The 16,965-nt window shown below is 61.7% G+C and carries 13 protein-coding genes; 8 read left to right on the plus strand and 5 right to left on the minus strand.

The features are described from left to right. Positions 1-148 precede the first annotated feature (148 nt). Together NCR98_RS06845 and NCR98_RS06850 are read right to left on the minus strand one after the other, a co-directional pair. Positions 149-1,822 carry a glycosyltransferase family 39 protein gene (locus NCR98_RS06845; RefSeq protein ID WP_250464788.1) on the minus strand — a complete coding sequence of 558 codons (1,674 nt, stop codon included), beginning with the start codon at positions 1,820-1,822 and terminating at the stop codon, positions 149-151. Positions 1,823-2,124: 302 nt separating this feature from the next. Next, complete coding sequence (locus NCR98_RS06850) at positions 2,125-2,499, minus strand: Mth938-like domain-containing protein (RefSeq protein WP_244825202.1); 375 nt, start codon at positions 2,497-2,499, stop codon at positions 2,125-2,127. 513 nt (positions 2,500-3,012) lie between these two features. Here NCR98_RS06850 and NCR98_RS06855 point away from each other — a divergent pair. The 4 genes from NCR98_RS06855 to NCR98_RS06870 all read left to right on the plus strand — a co-directional run bounded on the left by NCR98_RS06855 (position 3,013) and on the right by NCR98_RS06870 (position 8,835). Then, a complete protein-coding gene (locus NCR98_RS06855; protein WP_244825201.1) occupies positions 3,013-4,251 on the plus strand; it encodes a pyridoxal phosphate-dependent aminotransferase in 1,239 nt (412 codons plus the stop codon). A gap of 24 nt (positions 4,252-4,275) precedes the next feature. Beyond that, on the plus strand, positions 4,276-5,592 hold the full coding sequence (locus NCR98_RS06860; protein WP_244825200.1) for a homoserine dehydrogenase: 1,317 nt from the start codon (positions 4,276-4,278) through the stop codon (positions 5,590-5,592). A 15-nt stretch (positions 5,593-5,607) separates the two neighbouring features. Next, positions 5,608-7,053, plus strand: a complete 1,446-nt coding sequence (gene thrC, locus NCR98_RS06865; protein WP_250525834.1) for a threonine synthase — start codon at positions 5,608-5,610, stop codon at positions 7,051-7,053. 189 nt (positions 7,054-7,242) lie between these two features. After that, positions 7,243-8,835, plus strand: coding sequence for an ABC-F family ATPase (locus NCR98_RS06870; RefSeq protein ID WP_250464797.1), 1,593 nt, complete (start codon positions 7,243-7,245; stop codon positions 8,833-8,835). Positions 8,836-9,025: 190 nt separating this feature from the next. Here the strand turns inward: NCR98_RS06870 and NCR98_RS06875 are convergent, their stop codons facing one another. The 3 genes from NCR98_RS06875 to NCR98_RS06885 all read right to left on the minus strand — a co-directional run bounded on the left by NCR98_RS06875 (position 9,026) and on the right by NCR98_RS06885 (position 12,081). Continuing rightward, positions 9,026-9,226, minus strand: a complete 201-nt coding sequence (locus tag NCR98_RS06875) for a DUF1289 domain-containing protein (RefSeq protein ID WP_244825197.1) — start codon at positions 9,224-9,226, stop codon at positions 9,026-9,028. Between the two features lie 57 nt (positions 9,227-9,283). Further along, positions 9,284-10,582, minus strand: coding sequence for a phospholipase A (locus NCR98_RS06880; protein WP_370652115.1), 1,299 nt, complete (start codon positions 10,580-10,582; stop codon positions 9,284-9,286). A gap of 167 nt (positions 10,583-10,749) precedes the next feature. Continuing rightward, complete coding sequence (locus tag NCR98_RS06885) at positions 10,750-12,081, minus strand: Nramp family divalent metal transporter (protein ID WP_250525836.1); 1,332 nt, start codon at positions 12,079-12,081, stop codon at positions 10,750-10,752. A gap of 563 nt (positions 12,082-12,644) precedes the next feature. Between NCR98_RS06885 and NCR98_RS06890 the strand changes: the two genes are divergently transcribed. The 4 genes from NCR98_RS06890 to NCR98_RS06905 all read left to right on the plus strand — a co-directional run bounded on the left by NCR98_RS06890 (position 12,645) and on the right by NCR98_RS06905 (position 16,808). Beyond that, complete coding sequence (locus NCR98_RS06890; RefSeq protein ID WP_250464805.1) at positions 12,645-13,778, plus strand: polyamine ABC transporter substrate-binding protein; 1,134 nt, start codon at positions 12,645-12,647, stop codon at positions 13,776-13,778. A 131-nt stretch (positions 13,779-13,909) separates the two neighbouring features. Continuing rightward, positions 13,910-15,085, plus strand: coding sequence for an ABC transporter ATP-binding protein (locus NCR98_RS06895; protein ID WP_244827941.1), 1,176 nt, complete (start codon positions 13,910-13,912; stop codon positions 15,083-15,085). Beyond that, positions 15,082-15,990, plus strand: a complete 909-nt coding sequence (locus tag NCR98_RS06900; RefSeq protein ID WP_250525837.1) for an ABC transporter permease subunit — start codon at positions 15,082-15,084, stop codon at positions 15,988-15,990. The genes NCR98_RS06895 and NCR98_RS06900 overlap by 4 nt, the downstream gene beginning before the upstream one ends. Beyond that, complete coding sequence (locus NCR98_RS06905; RefSeq protein ID WP_250525867.1) at positions 15,990-16,808, plus strand: ABC transporter permease subunit; 819 nt, start codon at positions 15,990-15,992, stop codon at positions 16,806-16,808. The genes NCR98_RS06900 and NCR98_RS06905 overlap by 1 nt, the downstream gene beginning before the upstream one ends. The last annotated feature ends 157 nt before the right edge of the window (positions 16,809-16,965 follow it).

Here is a 16,965-nt window from a genome sequence, read left to right on the forward strand (position 1 = left end):
GATCGTGCCGACGGTCTTGCTGGTCTCACACGATAAGGAAAAAGCCGGGCCGCCACAACGGGGTTGGCCGAACGGTCGTGCAATCCGTTTGCGCGCGTGGCACGCACTGTGTCAGACGTGGTGCCGCGCGAGGTGGCAGAGTGCGCCATCACGGTTGCGGTTTCTCGACGATCACACGGCGCGCGTCGCGGGCGATGACCTGCATCGGCACATGGCGGGCGGCGAGGTCGTCGTAGCGGCCAGGCGGCATCAGCGCGAGCGCATACGGTTGCGAGTCCCAAAGCTTGACCCATTGGTCGATGCTCGGCACCCACTTCCGCGGCTCCGTCTGCACGCCGAAGGTGAGTTCGTCGGCTTCCTGCACCATGATCATCGGCTGATCGAGATAGAACGGCATGGTGTGATCGAGCTTGGCGATCGAGTAAAAGGGCGTGCCGGGCGGGAGTTTCGCCATCGCGGCTTTCACGGCTGGCACGAGCTTGACGCCCGAGCTGTCGGTGCCGAAAACGTCGTGACCCGTTCCCGCGATGGTACCGAGCAGCAGCCACGCCGCGCCCAGCCCTGCCGCGCCCGCAAGCACGTTCCGGCGATTGAGCCAGAGCGCCGCGAGCGTCACGACGAACGCCACCGCCAGTCCCGCATAAACCCATATCTGGAACGCGCGATACAGCGCATTGGGCGTATTCGCGCTGCCCGCCCGGCCGATGAAGATCGCGCCGAACGCCGCGGCGATCAGGAACACCGCATAGCCGATCAGATGCATGCGATAACGCGGCTTCGTCAGCGACGGCAGATAAAGCCCGAAGACGAGCGCGAGCGCCGGTGCAATCGGCAAGACATAGGACAGCAGCTTCGAATGCGAGGCGCTGAAGAACAGAAAAATGAACGCGGACCAGACGAGCAGCATGGTCACGGGCGCGAAGCCGTTGGGCTGGCGCGGCGTCTTGAGACCGTGGCGCACGCTCTGGAACGCGATCGACAGCCACGGCAGAAAGCCGACGATGAGCACCGGCACGAAGTAATAGAACGGTCCGGGACGGTTCTGCTCGGGCGTCAGATAGCGCTTGAACTGCTGCACGATGAAGAAGAAATTGAAGAACTCGGGGTTCTTCATCTGCACGAGCACGAACCACGGCGCGACGACGATCAGGAACACGATCAGCCCGCTGCCGATATAAAGCCGCTTCCAGAGCGCCCAGTCGCGCGCCACGAGCGAGTAGATGATCAGCACCGCGCCCGGCAGGATTACGCCGACGAGCCCCTTGGAGAGCATGGCCGCGCCCATCGCCGCCCAGCAAAGCCACATCCAGAGCCGCACCTCGCGCACGGCCAGCCCTGGGCGTTGCGCGAGCAAAAGCGCGCAGAGCGTGAGCCCCATCCAGAACGACAGGCCCATGTCGAGCGTGTTGAAGTGGCCCATCAGGTTCCAGTACGGGCAGGTCGCGAGAATCACGGCGGCCGCGAAGCCCGTCATCGCGTTGAAGACCCGCGCGCCCGTGTAGCCGACCATCAGCACGCCCGCGAAGCCGCAAAGCGCCGTATAGAACCGCGCCTGCCATTCGCCGACGCCGAACCACGCAAAGGTCAGCGCGTTCGCCCAGGTCTGCAGCGGCGGTTTCTCGAAGTATTTGTAGCCGTTGTAGCGCGGGGTGATCCAGTCGCCGGTGACGAACATTTCGCGCGCCATTTCGGCGTAGCGGCCCTCGTCGCTCGGCACGAGATGCCTGAGCCCGAGCGGCCCGAACCAGATGACGGCCAGCGCGACGACGAGAAGAATGAGTGAGAGACGCGTGAGCGGTAGCCGCGAAGGCGTATCGTTCATGAAGTCGACCTGTTCGATGCCGCCATGCGCGGCGCTTGTGAATGAGTGGCGCAACCGGCCGCGCGGGGCGCGAAGCCGTCGCTTGCGTGCAGGCTCGCATGAGCGCCGGACTGGCCGTGGCGCACGCCGTGTTACCGCCTTTCAGGCTCGGCGCAACGTTCGCCGGGCGGGAGTGTATCGCACTGCCAGGCCGGATTCGTCAAATTGGCGCACGCCGGGCGTCGCGACGCCAGCGCGTGCGCCAAAGAGGCGCCTGTCGCCGAAGTATTGCGGCGCATCCTTAGCCGAGCCTTAGTTTCCGCTCATTCCTCGATCAGCAGTGCGGCGGCCACGCGCCGGCCTTCGGACATCAATATGTTGTAGGTGCGGCAGGCAGCGCCGATATCCATCGTTTCCACGCCAATACGATGCTTGGTCAACGCCGCCGTGAGCCGCGGATGCGGAAAGCGCAATCTGGAACCGCTGCCGAAGATGACCACTTCGGGCGCGGCTTTCACGAGTTCCTCGAAATGCTCGGGCGCGAGCGCGTCGAACGATGCCACCGGCCATTTGACGACGGGCGCCTCGGGCATGACGATCACGCTGCCCTCATGGCGTTCGAGATTGATTGCGACGAAGTCGTCTCCGTAGCTCGTGATGGTGTTGAGCGCGCCGCTGGAGTCTTGATGAAGTTTCAAAACGATGGTCCGGCAAGGAAAGGAGTGAAACCCGACATCCGCCGAACGCGGCTGAAAAAAGCGCGAGAAGGCGGCGGAAAACGCACCAAAAGGCGCTTCGCGCCAGTGTTTGGTGCATTGCGGAACCGGGCCATAATCAGTAAATTATAACTTTCCAGCCGCGCGGACCGCTCGTGCGGCCCCCGTTGCGCTCGCGTGCCGCCAAAAGCCGCCTTCGACACGCAATCCGTACCCGTTACGCCTGCGCCCCTATCCGGCGCGGTGTTCCTCGCCCAGGGTTCGAAATCCCGAGAAGCGGCGGCAGTCCAGTAACATGCCGTAGTCTGCCGCAGCTCGTCGCCATCCCGCGTCACTTCGTGTCATCCCGCTTCGCGTGCGCGTTCCGGAAGCGGACACGAACCGCCGGAGCATCGACCGAGGCACCTGCTGCATCGAAACGCCGAAACGACAGAACGCCAGAACGAATCCTTAAAAACGAATCCACCAGACAGCCCAAACACAAGAGCCGCGCCCGTGAAACCGATTCTCAAATCCAACAAGCTGCAAAACGTCTGCTACGACATTCGCGGGCCCGTGCTCGAACACGCGAAGCGTCTCGAAGAAGAAGGGCATCGCATCATCAAGCTCAATATCGGCAATCTGGCGCCGTTCGGTTTCGAAGCGCCGGACGAAATCATTCAGGACATGATCCGCAATCTGCCGGGTTCGTCGGGCTATTCGGATTCGAAGGGCGTATTCGCCGCGCGCAAGGCGATCATGCATTACACGCAGCAAAAGGGCGTGACGGGCGTGACGCTCGACGACATTTTCATCGGCAACGGCGCGTCGGAACTCATCGTCATGGCCATGCAGGCGCTTCTGAACGATGGCGACGAGGTGTTGCTGCCCGCGCCCGACTATCCGCTCTGGACGGCCGCGGTAAGTCTTTCGGCCGGCACGCCGCGTCACTACATGTGCGACGAAGGCAATGGCTGGATGCCCGATCTCGACGACATCCGCTCGAAGATCACCGCCAACACCAAGGCGCTCGTCGTCATCAACCCAAACAATCCGACGGGCGCGCTGTATTCGGACGAACTGCTGCTCGAACTGATCGACATTGCGCGCGAACACGGCCTGATCATTTTCGCGGACGAGGTCTACGACAAGATCGTCTACGACGGCATGACGCACACGTCCATGGCCGCGCTTTCCGAGGACGTGCTCACCGTCACGTTCAACAGTCTCTCGAAGAGCTACCGTTCGTGCGGTTATCGCGCGGGCTGGATGGCCGTGTCGGGCCTCATCGAGGAAAATCGCCGTCGCGCGAAAGACTATCTCGAAGGTCTGGGCATTCTCGCGTCCATGCGCTTGTGCCCGAACGTGCCTGGCCAATACGCCATCCAGACGGCGCTCGGCGGTTATCAGAGCATCAACGACCTGATCGTGCCGGGCGGGCGGCTGTTCAAACAGCGCGAGCTCGCCTATGACATGCTCACGGCCATTCCGGGCGTCACGTGCGTGAAACCGCAGGCCGCGCTGTATATGTTCCCGAAGCTCGATCCCAAGATGTACCCGATCGAAAACGATCAGCAATTCATCACCGACCTGCTCCTCGAAGAACGCGTGCTGCTCGTGCAAGGCACGGGCTTCAACTGGCCGACGCCGGATCACTTCCGCGTGGTCTTCCTGCCGAACCTCGACGATCTGGCCGACTCGATCAACCGCATCGCGCGCTTTCTCGACGGCTATCGCAAACGTCACTCCGCTTAACTTTTCTTAGAAGACTCACGCTGTATGGAACCGATCAAAGTAGGACTGTTGGGCTTCGGCACGGTTGGCAGCGGCACCTTCACGGTGCTGCGCCGCAATCAGGAAGAAATCAGGCGCCGCGCGGGACGAGGCATCGAGATCACGCGCATTGCCGTGCGTACACCGTCGAAGGTGCAAGCGGCAGCGGACGTGGCGGTCACCGACGACTTCCTCGCCGTCGTCGACGACCCGGCGATATCCATCGTTTGCGAAATGATCGGCGGCACGGGCTTCGCGCGCGAATTGGTGCTGCGCGCCATCGCCAACGGCAAGCACGTGGTCACGGCGAACAAGGCACTGCTCGCGGTGCACGGCACGGAGATTTTCGAAGCCGCGCACGCAAAGGGCGTGATGGTTGCGTTCGAAGCAGCGGTGGCGGGCGGCATTCCAATCATCAAGGCGCTTCGCGAGGGCCTGAGCGCGAACCGTATCGAATATATCGCGGGCATCATCAACGGCACGACGAACTACATTCTTTCGGAGATGCGTGACCGCGGGCTGGACTTCGCGACCGCGTTGAAGGGCGCGCAAGATCTGGGTTACGCGGAGGCCGATCCCACTTTCGACATCGAAGGCGTCGACGCCGCGCACAAGGTCACGATCATGAGCGCGATCGCGTTCGGCGTGCCGGTGCAGTTCGACCGCGCGTACGTGGAAGGCATCAGCAAGCTCGCGGCCATCGACATTCGTTACGCGGAGGATCTCGGCTATCGCATCAAGCTGCTCGGCATCGCGCGGCGCACGGAGAAGGGCATCGAGTTGCGCACGCACCCCACGCTGGTGCCGGCCAAGCGTCTGCTCGCCAACGTCGAAGGCGCGATGAACGCGGTCGTCGTGCATGGCGATGCGGTCGGCACCACGCTCTACTACGGCAAGGGCGCGGGCGCGGAGCCGACGGCGTCGGCCGTGGTCGCCGATCTCGTGGATGTCACGCGTCTGCATACGGCCGACCCGGAGCATCGCGTGCCGCATCTGGCCTTCCAGCCGGGCAGTCTGGCGAACACGCCCATCTTGCCAATCGACGAAGTGACGAGCGGCTATTACTTGCGTTTGCGTGTCGCCGACGTGACGGGCGTGCTTGCCAACATCACGCGCATTCTCGCGGACAAGGGCATCTCCATCGACGCGTTGCTGCAGAAGGAATCGGAAGACGTCGGCGGCGAGCACAAGGGCGAGACGGACATCATCCTCATCACGCACGAGACGGTGGAAAAGAACGCGAACGCGGCGATCGCCCAGATCGAAGCGCTTTCCACGGTCGTCTCCAAGGTGACGAAACTGCGCATGGCAACGCTGAATTAAGCACAGGAACGCGACATGAACTACATCTCGACGCGCGGCGCCGGCTCGAACGAGCGCCACACGTTCTCGGACATCTTGCTCGGCGGTCTCGCGAAGGACGGCGGTCTGTATCTGCCGGCGGAATATCCGCGCGTATCGGCCGATGAACTCGCGCGCTGGCGCACGCTGTCGTATGCGGATCTCGCCTTCGAAGTGCTGTCGAAATTCAGCGATGACATTCCCGCCGACGACCTGCGTTCGCTCACGCGCAAGACTTACGTCGCGCAGGTCTACAGCAACGTGCGCCACGAAGAAAGCGCCGCGCAGATCACGCCGCTGAAGACGCTGGGCGTGGAGAACGGCACGCCGCTGTCGTTGCTCGAACTGTCGAACGGTCCGACGCTCGCCTTCAAAGACATGGCAATGCAACTACTCGGCAATCTCTTCGAGTACGCATTGGAAAAGCACGGCGAAACGCTCAACATTCTCGGTGCAACGTCGGGCGATACCGGCAGCGCCGCCGAATATGCCATGCGCGGCAAGACCGGCGTGCGCGTGTTCATGCTCTCGCCGCATAAAAAGATGAGTGCGTTTCAGACGGCGCAGATGTTTTCGCTGCAAGACCCGAACATCTTCAACCTCGCGGTCGAAGGCAATTTCGACCATTGCCAGGACATCGTGAAGGCCGTATCGAACGATCACGCCTACAAGGCGAAGCACAAGATCGGCACGGTCAATTCGATCAACTGGGCGCGCGTGGTCGCGCAAGTCGTGTACTACTTCAAGGGCTATTTTGCCGCGACGAAGAGCAACGACGAGCGCGTGTCGTTCACGGTGCCGTCGGGCAACTTCGGCAACGTCTGCGCGGGGCATATCGCGCGCATGATGGGTCTGCCGATCGATCAGCTCGTGGTCGCCACCAACGAAAACGACGTGCTCGACGAGTTCTTCCGCACGGGCATCTATCGCGTGCGCGGCGCGGACGAGACGTATCACACGACCAGCCCGAGCATGGATATTTCGAAGGCGTCGAACTTCGAGCGTTTTGTGTACGACCTGCTCGGCCGCGACCCGGCGCGCGTGCTGCAACTGTTCCGCGACGTCGACGAGAAGGGCGGCTTCGATCTCGCGGCGAGCGGCGACTTTGCGCGGGTGAAGCAATTCGGCTTCGTGTCGGGCAAGAGCGATCACGACGACCGCGTGAAAACCATTCGCGATGTGTTCGAGCGTTACGGCACGATGATCGACACGCACACCGCCGACGGCGTGAAGGTTGCGCGCGAGAACCTCAAACCCGGTGTGCCGATGATCGTGCTCGAGACCGCGCAGCCGATCAAATTCGGCGAGACCATCCGCGAGGCGTTGAACCGCGAGCCGGAGCGTCCCGTCGCGTTCGTGGGACTTGAAAAACTGCCACAAAGGTTCGATATCGTTCCTGCGGATGCAGCCGTGGTGAAGGCGTTTATCGCTGAACGGACTTGAAGCGCATCCGCCGCGCGCGGATCGAGAGCGGTTGAGCGCGGGGCGCGGCCGGTTCGGCCGGCGCCCCGATGTTTTTTGATCCGCGTAATCTGCCGGAATGCCAAGGCTCATGCCGCTCCCCGCCAGAATCGCCACCAAAATCTGCTAAAATCATAGGTTTTTCGCCGTACATCATTCAAAGGACGCGCCGTGCTGTCTACCGCCAATATCACCATGCAATTCGGGCCCAAGCCCCTCTTCGAGAACATCTCGGTCAAGTTCGGCGAGGGAAACCGCTATGGCTTGATCGGCGCGAACGGCTGCGGCAAGTCGACCTTCATGAAGATCCTGGGCGGCGATCTGGAGCCGAGTTCGGGCAACGTCATGCTCGAGCCGAACGTGCGTCTGGGCAAGCTGCGTCAGGACCAGTTCGCGTATGAAGACATGCGCGTGCTCGATGTGGTCATGATGGGTCACACCGAAATGTGGGCCGCGATGACCGAGCGCGACGCGATCTACGCGAACCCCGACGCCACCGACGACGACTACATGCGCGCCGCCGACCTCGAAGCGAAGTTCGCCGAATACGACGGCTATACGGCCGAAGCGCGCGCGGGCGAATTGTTGCTTGGCATCGGCATCGATATCGCCGATCACAATGGCCCGATGAGCAACGTTGCGCCAGGCTGGAAACTGCGCGTGCTGCTGGCGCAGGCGCTGTTCTCGAAACCGGACGTGCTTTTGCTGGACGAGCCGACCAACAACCTGGACATCAACTCGATCCGTTGGCTGGAAGACGTGCTCAACCAGTACAACTCGACGATGATCATCATCTCGCACGATCGACACTTCCTGAACCAGGTCTGCACGCACATGGCGGACATGGATTACGGCACGCTCAAGCTCTGGCCGGGCAACTACGACGACTACATGCTGGCGAGCACGCAGGCGCGCGAGCGTCAGCAGAACGCGAACGCGAAGGCGAAGGAACGCGTGGCCGACCTGCAGGACTTCGTGCGCCGCTTCTCGGCGAACAAGTCGAAGGCGCGTCAGGCGACCAGCCGTCTCAAGATGATCGACAAGATCAAGATCGAGGAATTCAAGCCGTCGTCGCGGCAGAATCCGTTTATCCGCTTCGAGTTCGAGAAGAAGCTGCACAACATCGCGGTGGTGGCCGAGGGCATCACGAAGAAGTACGACCGCCCGATCTTTCAGAACTTCAGCCTGAGCGTGCAGCCGGGCGAGCGGATCGCCATCATCGGCGAAAACGGTGCGGGCAAGACCACGCTTCTGAAGTCGCTCAGGGGCGCGCTCGACCTGGACGGCGGCCGCGTGAAGTGGGCGGAGAACGCGAACGTCGGCTACATGCCGCAGGACACTTACGAAGAGTTTCCGAAGGACGAGACGCTGACCGACTGGGTCGACCAGTATCGTCAGGAAGGCGATGACGACCAGATGGTGCGCGGCACGCTCGGGCGCCTGCTCTTCAACGCGGACGACATCAAGAAGAACGTCAAGGTGCTGTCGGGCGGCGAGAAGGGCCGCATGATCTGGGGCAAGCTCATGCTCGGCCGCCATAACGTGCTGCTCATGGACGAGCCGACCAACCACATGGACATGGAGTCCATCGAATCGCTGCAGATTGCACTCGACAAGTTCGAAGGCACGCTGATCTTCGTGTCGCATGACCGCGAGTTCGTGAGCGGGCTGGCGAACCGCATCATCGAAGTGAAGACGGATGGCACATTGCGCGACTTCGGTGGGAATTACGAGGACTTCTTGTCGAGTCAGGGCATTCAGTAAAGCCGCAGTCGGCATTGCAAACAAAAGCCGCGCATACAGACGTATGCGCGGCTTTTTCATTGGTTATGGCGCTGGTTTTGTTGTGTCGGGAAACCAGCAACCCCGCATCGGCAGCCCATCCCGGGTTTCGCCATGACTGAGTCGGATGCTGCTCGTCCGGGTCCGCCAAAACCATTTTAGCCGAGCCGGTTCACGTTGGCTTCCTGAACCGCATCGCCGTCCCTTCACGTCTGATCCGCTCCCACACGGCCTGCTTCTCGGCATCGGAAAGAAACACCCAATTCGACACTTCACCCGCCGTGCGGCCGCAGCCTTTGCAAATGTCGTCGAAAAGCGTGGAGCACACGCCGATGCAGGGACTATCAGGAAGATCGTGGAGATTCGAAGACATGGATTCGTTGATTGGCGCGCGCCACGACCAAAGCCATGACGCGCGCATTGAAAGACATTAGCGGGCAATACTGTAGCCTATTCGCGCGATCCAGTGACGCCGCTGGTTGTAATCGAGGATATCTTCGCCGTAACCGTTGAAGTAGCTCGCAAACACATAACCGCCCCATGCGCTGCCGATCAGCTTCGCCAGCGGGTAGGTGAGCTGCGAATCCACGCTGCCATACCAGTGCTTCGTGCCCTTGCGCAAGGTCGTTGCGAGCTGCCACCCATCCGGGCTGCCGTATTTGACCAGGAAGTCGGTGTAGCCGCGATAATCCGCGATGTCGTGATTCCCGCTTCTCGACAAGTAGTAATAGATCTTTGGCGAGATGGTCAGATGCTCGCCGTTCAGGTCGCCAAAATCCCACGTCGGCCGCACGAACATGATGTTGATCGCGCGCGATTCGTCGCCGCTCTTGCCGTTCGATTCATGCCCGATACCCGCCGCCACGCCCATGCGCGTGAACAACGGACTCTTCACGCCCGTGTCTTCCACGTAGTAGAAAAGCTGCGGCTGATAGCTCGTATCGCGAAACGGGACGGACGGCGCGGAGAGGTTCCAGATGGTCGTCTGCGTGTACGCAAAGTAGAGATTGTCGAGGAAGCCGCGCGAGCGCGGGTCGTCCGGCAGATGCAGCCGGTATTTGAAGCTGAACTGGAACTTGGCGAGGTTGTCGCCGTTTTCGCCATCGGCGAAGTACATCGGCTCGAAGGTCGAAAGGCGGCCGGACAGCATAGTGTCGATGGTCGTCGTCGGCACGGCCGTCGTGTTCGCGGCGGCGGTGGCGGTGGCCATTTGCGCGGGCGTCGTCGCCTGCGCTTCGCGTTTCTCGGCGGCGACCACCTGCGTCTGCGTATTGCCGCGGTTGAGTGTGACGAGCATGGGTGAAGCATCGAAGCCGACCGGATCGATCTTCATCGTGCCGCGCGCGCTTTCGGGCCACGCAGCCGTAAAGCGCACCCGGCGATACTGCCCAGGCGCGAGGCGCACATGGTCTGGCACCTTCGGATCGCGGGCGAGCGTGAGTGGCGCAGGCGGCAGATCGCCATTGGTGAGATTCACCGTCAGTTGCTTCGGCACATCGATGGAAAGCGGTTTGCTACCGTCATCGGTATAAAGCAGCGTGATTTCGAGCGGCTGCGACGCCGCCGCTTCGCGTGCCGGTTGCAGCACGGAGACAGTGGCATGCGCCGTGCTCGCTGCACTGAGCGTGGCAAGTGCGAACGTCGCGGCGCGAAGACGGCGCCGAGCGCCGGTTTGGGCATGAGCCGCACGAAGGAGTGTCGGCAAAACAAACGAATTTGGACGATGCATCGGGTAGTTTGGCGTTTTGTTGTCGGGGTGTGCGGCAGGGCTGCTGACGCGGCGCGCTGTGCCGAGTCAATGGTCGGGCACTCGCACTATCGCGCTTGCAGGCATTTTCTTGCTCAAGCCCGCGGGAGGATTGCCCAGGCGCCGACGCCGATACCAACGCCTTTCGCTCAGACCGAACCCACCATCTGCCACAACAGCGCGCCATTGAGTGCAAGAATCAGTCCTGCACAAGCCCAGGCAAGTGCAAGCGGCACGCGGGCGACGCGCCAGCGTCCCATGAGACCGGCATCGGAAGCGAAGCGCACGAGCGGAATCACTGCCAGCGGTAATTGCAGACTCAGCACGACCTGAGTCGCGACGAGCAGTGTATTCGAACCGTGCTGCCCGAAGCTCGCGACGGCGAAAAGCGCTGGGCCGATGGCAAGCGAGCGCGTCAAAAGCGCCCGCGCCCAGCGCGCCATCTTCAGCTGCAGGAAGCCCTCCATCACTGCCTGACCGGCGAGCGTGCCCGTGACCGTCGCGTTCAAGCCGCACGCGAGCAGGGCGGCGGCGAACGCAATGCCCGCCCAGTGGCTTCCCACGAGCGGTGCGATGAGCCGATGCGCGTCCGCGAGATCATCGACATCGAAGTGGCCGCTTGCATGAAACACCGACGCGGCCACCACCAGTAACGACGCATTGACGATAAACGCCAGCCCGAGCGATGCGAACGTATCGATATTCACGCCCTTGAGCGCGCGGCCGATGGTTGCGTCGTCGTGGTGAGGGGCGTGTTCCTTCACCAGCGCCGAGTGCAGATAAAGGTTGTGCGGCATGACGGTCGCGCCCAACACTCCGGCGGCGAGCCAGAGCATGCCGGCATCGCGCAGAAGCTCGCGCGGGGGCGCGAAGCCACGCAAGGCATCGCTCCAGACGGGATGCGCCAGCGCCAGTTCGACGACGAAACAGAAGCCGACGAAAAGGATCATCGCCGTGATGGCACGCTGGAGCGGCCGCTGTCCACGGCTTTGCAACGCGAGCATGATGAAAGTGCCGACCGCCGAGAACAACACGCCTGCGGTCAGCGAGACGCCGAACAGCATCTGCAAGGCGACCGCGCTGCCGACGACTTCGGCCACGTCGCACGCGATGATGGCGATTTCGCACGCGAGCCACAGCACGAGCGTCGTGCGGCGGCTATAGCGCTCGCGGCACAACTGCGCGAGATCGCGGCCGGTGACGACGCCCACGCGCGACGCCACCCATTGCAGCAGCATGCCCATGAGACTCGCGAGCAGCACGACGAAGAGCAACTGATAGCCGTAACGCGCGCCACCCGCCAGCGCCGTCGCCCAGTTGCCCGGGTCCATGTAGCCGACCGCGACGAGCGAACCCGCGCCGACGAACGTGTACCAGCGGCCGCGCGGCGCGCGGGGCCGGTCTTGACGATTGCCGGATTGAGGCGGTACGTCGGGCTCGGTAGCCGAAAGCTGCGCAAGCGCGGACGGATTGGTGTTCATGCGGTCGGTTGCCTTGAATAGCGTTGCAACAGCGCTGTCGTGTCACGGCTTCTGAAGCCGCGGCACGAGCGCACGCGTTGCCGGTTGAGAATGCGTGGGAAAAATCAACGCACATCCGAATTGGCTAGCAACGAGTGTTCCGCTGGCTATTCGTCAGGCAAGGAATTGGGCTCAACCCGTGCCGTCGCGCCGCTCTTCTGTCTTTACGAGCGACGGTCGCACCTGGATGCCTCAAGTCCCTTCCATCGATAATGACATTTCGCGATGCTTTCGCGGCGTGGTTCCCTTTGACGAGTGTGGTTTTATCAGGTGTCGCACGGCGTCATTAGACGCTAAAATGCGCGCACTTTCGGTACAGCAGATCGATGAACCGTGGCACGGGCAGGCCTTATGACCAGGCGGCTGCCCTCGACGCACGTGAGATTCGCGCGACAAGCCGGACATTATTTTTGTCGTGCTTCGGTTTAATGGTAGTTTTCGGGTTTTTATGGGGTTCGCGGGCCGTTCCTTGAGAGCTGGGCCCGACACGACGCCGTCGACAGTCGGAACAAGGGAGAAACGAGATGAACGAGAAACTGGCGGCCCCCGTGGCCAAGCTGGCCAAATTCGCGGGCGCGCTGGCGTGCGCGGCGACGCTGTTGCCGCTGATGTCCCTCACGGCATCGGCGAAAGACACGCAGCTCAACGTGTACAACTGGTCGGATTACATCGCCAAGGACACGATCCCCAACTTCACCAAGCAAACCGGCGTCAAGGTGAAGTACGACAACTACGACAGCGACGACACGCTGCAGGCCAAATTGCTGACGGGCAATTCGGGCTATGACATCGTCGTGCCGACGAGCAACTACGCGGGCAAGCAGATCGCGGCAAACATCTTCGCGCCGCTCGACAAGTCCAAGCTGCCGAACCTCAAGTATCTCGATCCCGAATTGATGAAGCTCGTGGAAGGCGCGGACCCCGGCAACAAGTACACGGTGCCCTGGGCGTACGGCACGACCGGCCTCGGCTATAACGTCGACAAGGTAAAGAAAATACTCGGCGCGAACGTCGAACTCAATAACTGGGACATTCTCTTCAAGCCCGAGAACATTTCGAAGCTGAAGGCGTGCGGCGTGTCCGTGCTGGATGCGCCCGACCAGATGTTCGCCGCCGCGCTGCATTACATCGGAAAGGACCCGATGAGCACGAATCCCGCCGATTATCGCGAGGCGCTCGCGATGCTCAAGAAGATTCGCCCGTACATCACGCAATTCAACTCGTCGGGCTATATCAACGACCTGGTCGGCGGCGACGTGTGCTTCACCTACGGCTGGTCGGGCGATGTCGTCATTGCCAAGCATCGCGCCGTGGACGCGAAGAAGGCTTACAAGATCGAGTACTACATTCCGAAGGGCGGCGCGCCGGTGTGGTTCGACGTGATGGCCATTCCGAAGGACGCGAAGAACAAGGACGCCGCGCACGAGTGGATCAACTACATCGAGACGCCGCAGGTGCACGCCGCGATCACGAATGCGGTGTATTACCCTAGCGCGAACCTCGAAGCGCGCAAGTACGTCGACAAGGACGTGGCGAACGATCCGGCTGTCTATCCGCCGCAGGATGTCATCAAGACGCTGTTCCTGCTCAAGCCGTTGCCGCCCGAAATCCAGCGTCTGCAGACGCGCTTGTGGACCGAACTCAAATCCGGCCGCTAGTTTGCAAAAGCGGGTTATGCTTTGAACCGACGAAGCCCCTGGACCTCCGGGGGCTTTGTTCGTGATCGTCGCGTAGCCGGGCAGACGAAGTCATCGATGAAGGACAAGTTGCGGGAGTCGAACAGGCAATCATGAGTGAGCAGTCGAGCGCGTTGAAGGCAGCGCCTAATTCCGGCAGACAAGCGCCGGACAATTTTCCGTCCACCGGACTCGTGTCGGACGACAACTTCGTGCAGGTCGTCGGCGTCGTGAAGAAGTTCGGCGAGACGGTGGCCGTGAGGGGCGTCGACCTGTCGGTTGCGAAGGGCGAACTGTTTGCGCTGCTCGGCAGTTCCGGCTGCGGCAAGTCCACGCTGTTGCGCATGCTCGCCGGGCTCGAGACCGTCACCGAAGGGCAGATTCTGATCGAAGGCGAAGACCTCGCGCAGATGCCGCCGTATCGCCGGCCGGTGAACATGATGTTTCAGTCCTACGCGCTCTTTCCGCACATGAGCGTGGAATCGAACGTCGCATTCGGTTTGAAGCAGGAAGGCGTGCGCGGTGGCGAACTCAAGGAGCGCGTGCAAGCCGCGCTCGAACTCGTGCAGATGGGCCAGTATGCGAAGCGCAAGCCGCATCAGTTGTCGGGCGGCCAGCAGCAGCGCGTGGCGCTCGCGCGCAGCCTCGTCAAGCGTCCCAAGCTGCTCTTGCTCGACGAACCCATGTCCGCGCTCGACAAGCAGATTCGCCAGCGCACGCAGATGGAACTCGTCAACATCCTCGATCAGGTGGGCGTCACCTGCATCATGGTCACGCACGATCAGGAAGAGGCGATGACCATGGCCGGGCGCCTCGCCGTGATGAGCGAAGGGCGTATCGTGCAGATCGGCACGCCGCACGAGGTCTACGAGTATCCGAACAGCCGCTTCTCGGCGCAGTTCATCGGTTCGACCAATCTCTTCGACGGCAACGTGGTCGAGGACGAGCCAGACCATATCTTCGTGGAGTCGCCGGAACTGCCGGTCAGGCTCTATGTGAACCACGGCATTACCGGGCCGCTCGGCATGCCGGTGACCATCTCGGTGCGCCCGGAACGTATCGCGCTCATGAGAAAGCCGCCCGAGGGCGCGTTCAACTGGGGCCGCGGGCATGTGACGAATATCGCTTACATGGGCGGCTACACGCTCTATCACGTGACGCTCGAAAGCGGCAAGACGGTAGTCGCGAACGTATCGAGCCTCGCGCTCGGCGAAATCGATTCCCCCACTTTCGACGATGAAGTCTACGTGCGCTGGAGCGCGTCGGCGGGCGTGGTGCTGACGGCATGATGACGAAACTGCTCGACCGCATGGGCGTGAGCGGCCGCACCGCGGTCATCGCCGGGCCGTTCCTGTGGCTGTTGCTGCTATTTTTCGTGCCGTTCCTGCTCGTCGTGAAGATCAGCTTCGCGGACAGCCAGCTCGGCATTCCCCCGTACACGGATATCGTGGCGTTGAAAGAGGGTGTGCTGAATATCGCGCTCGATTTCTCGCACTACGCGTTTCTCGTCACCGACAGCCTGTACTTCGCGACCTACATGAATTCGCTGCTGGTCGCGGCGGTTTCGACCTTGCTGTGCCTCGTGATCGGCTATCCGATGGCGTATTACATCGCGCGGGCGAATCCGGCCTCGCGCAATCTGCTGATGATGGCCGTCATGCTGCCGTTCTGGACGTCGTTCCTGATACGCGTCTACGCGTGGATCGGCATTCTCAAGAACAACGGCTTGCTCAACAACTTCCTGATGTCGATCGGCCTCATCCATTCGCCAATCGAGCTTTATCACACGAATGTCGCGGTTTATATCGGCATGGTGTATTCGTACTTGCCGTTTCTCGTCATGCCGCTTTACGCGCATCTCGTGAAGATGGATCTCACCTTGCTCGAAGCCGCTTACGATCTCGGCGCCAAGCCCTGGAAGGCGTTCCTGCAGATTACCTTGCCGCTGTCGAAGAACGGGATTATCGCCGGATGTCTGCTCGTGTTCATTCCGGCGGTGGGCGAATACGTCATTCCCGAGCTGCTCGGCGGCGCGGATACCTTGATGATCGGCCGCGTCATGTGGAACGAGTTCTTCGATAACGCCGACTGGCCGATGGCATCCTCAGTCACCTGCGCGATGGTGCTCCTCCTGCTCGTGCCGATGGCGCTTTTCCAGCACTTCCAGGCGAAGCAACTGGAGGAGAAACGATGATCAAGCCGAGCCGTCCGCTGCAGATCACCGCGCTCGGAATCGGGTTCGCGTTTCTGTATATCCCCATCCTCAGTCTGATCGTTTATTCGTTCAACGAGTCGCAGCTCGTCACCGTGTGGACGGAGTTTTCGCTGCGCTGGTACAAGGCGCTCTGGTACGACGACGAGCTTATCGCGGCGGCATGGCTGTCGTTGCGCATCGCGTTTCTGACGGCGTGCGCGTCGGTCTTGATCGGCACGTGGGCGGGGTTCGTGCTCGCGCGCATGGGACGCTTTCGCGGCTTCACGCTCTACACGGGCATGATCAACGCGCCGCTCGTGATTCCCGAGGTCATTCAGGGCATCTCGTTGCTGCTGCTTTTCGTGGAGATGGCCAAGCTGATCGGCTGGCCGGCGGGGCGCGGGCTCTTCACCATCTGGATCGGCCACGTGATGCTGTGCATCTCGTATGTGGCGATCATCGTGGAGTCACGCGTGCGGGAGCTGAATCCGTCGCTGGAAGAGGCCGCGCTCGATCTCGGCGCGACACCGCTGCGCGTGTTCTTCGCGATCACGCTGCCGCTGATATCGCAGGCGCTCGTGGCGGGTTGGCTGCTGTCGTTCACCTTGTCGATCGACGATCTCGTGCTTTCCGCGTTTCTGTCGGGACCGGGATCGACCACGCTGCCACTCGTCGTGTTTTCGCGCGTGCGGCTTGGGCTGAATCCGGAGATGAATGCGCTCGCGACGTTGTTCATCGCGCTGGTGACGGTCGGGGTGATCGCCGCGAATTACTTCATGCAGCGCAATGAGCGCAGAAGGCTGGCCGAGGTGCTGTGAACGCAGGCGCGTTAGTCTGCTCTCGTTGACGAGGAACCGCGAGAGCCGCGCTTTTCCGCGTGTTCGCCTGAACACGGCAAGCGCCGCTTAAAGCCGCTTTTTACCTACGATGTCACTGTGAGCATCGAGCAATTGCCAGCAATTGCCAGATGCTTCA

The sequence above is a fragment of the Caballeronia sp. GAWG2-1 genome (assembly GCF_023631405.1).
In the GTDB taxonomy this organism is placed as follows: Bacteria; Pseudomonadota; Gammaproteobacteria; order Burkholderiales; family Burkholderiaceae; genus Caballeronia.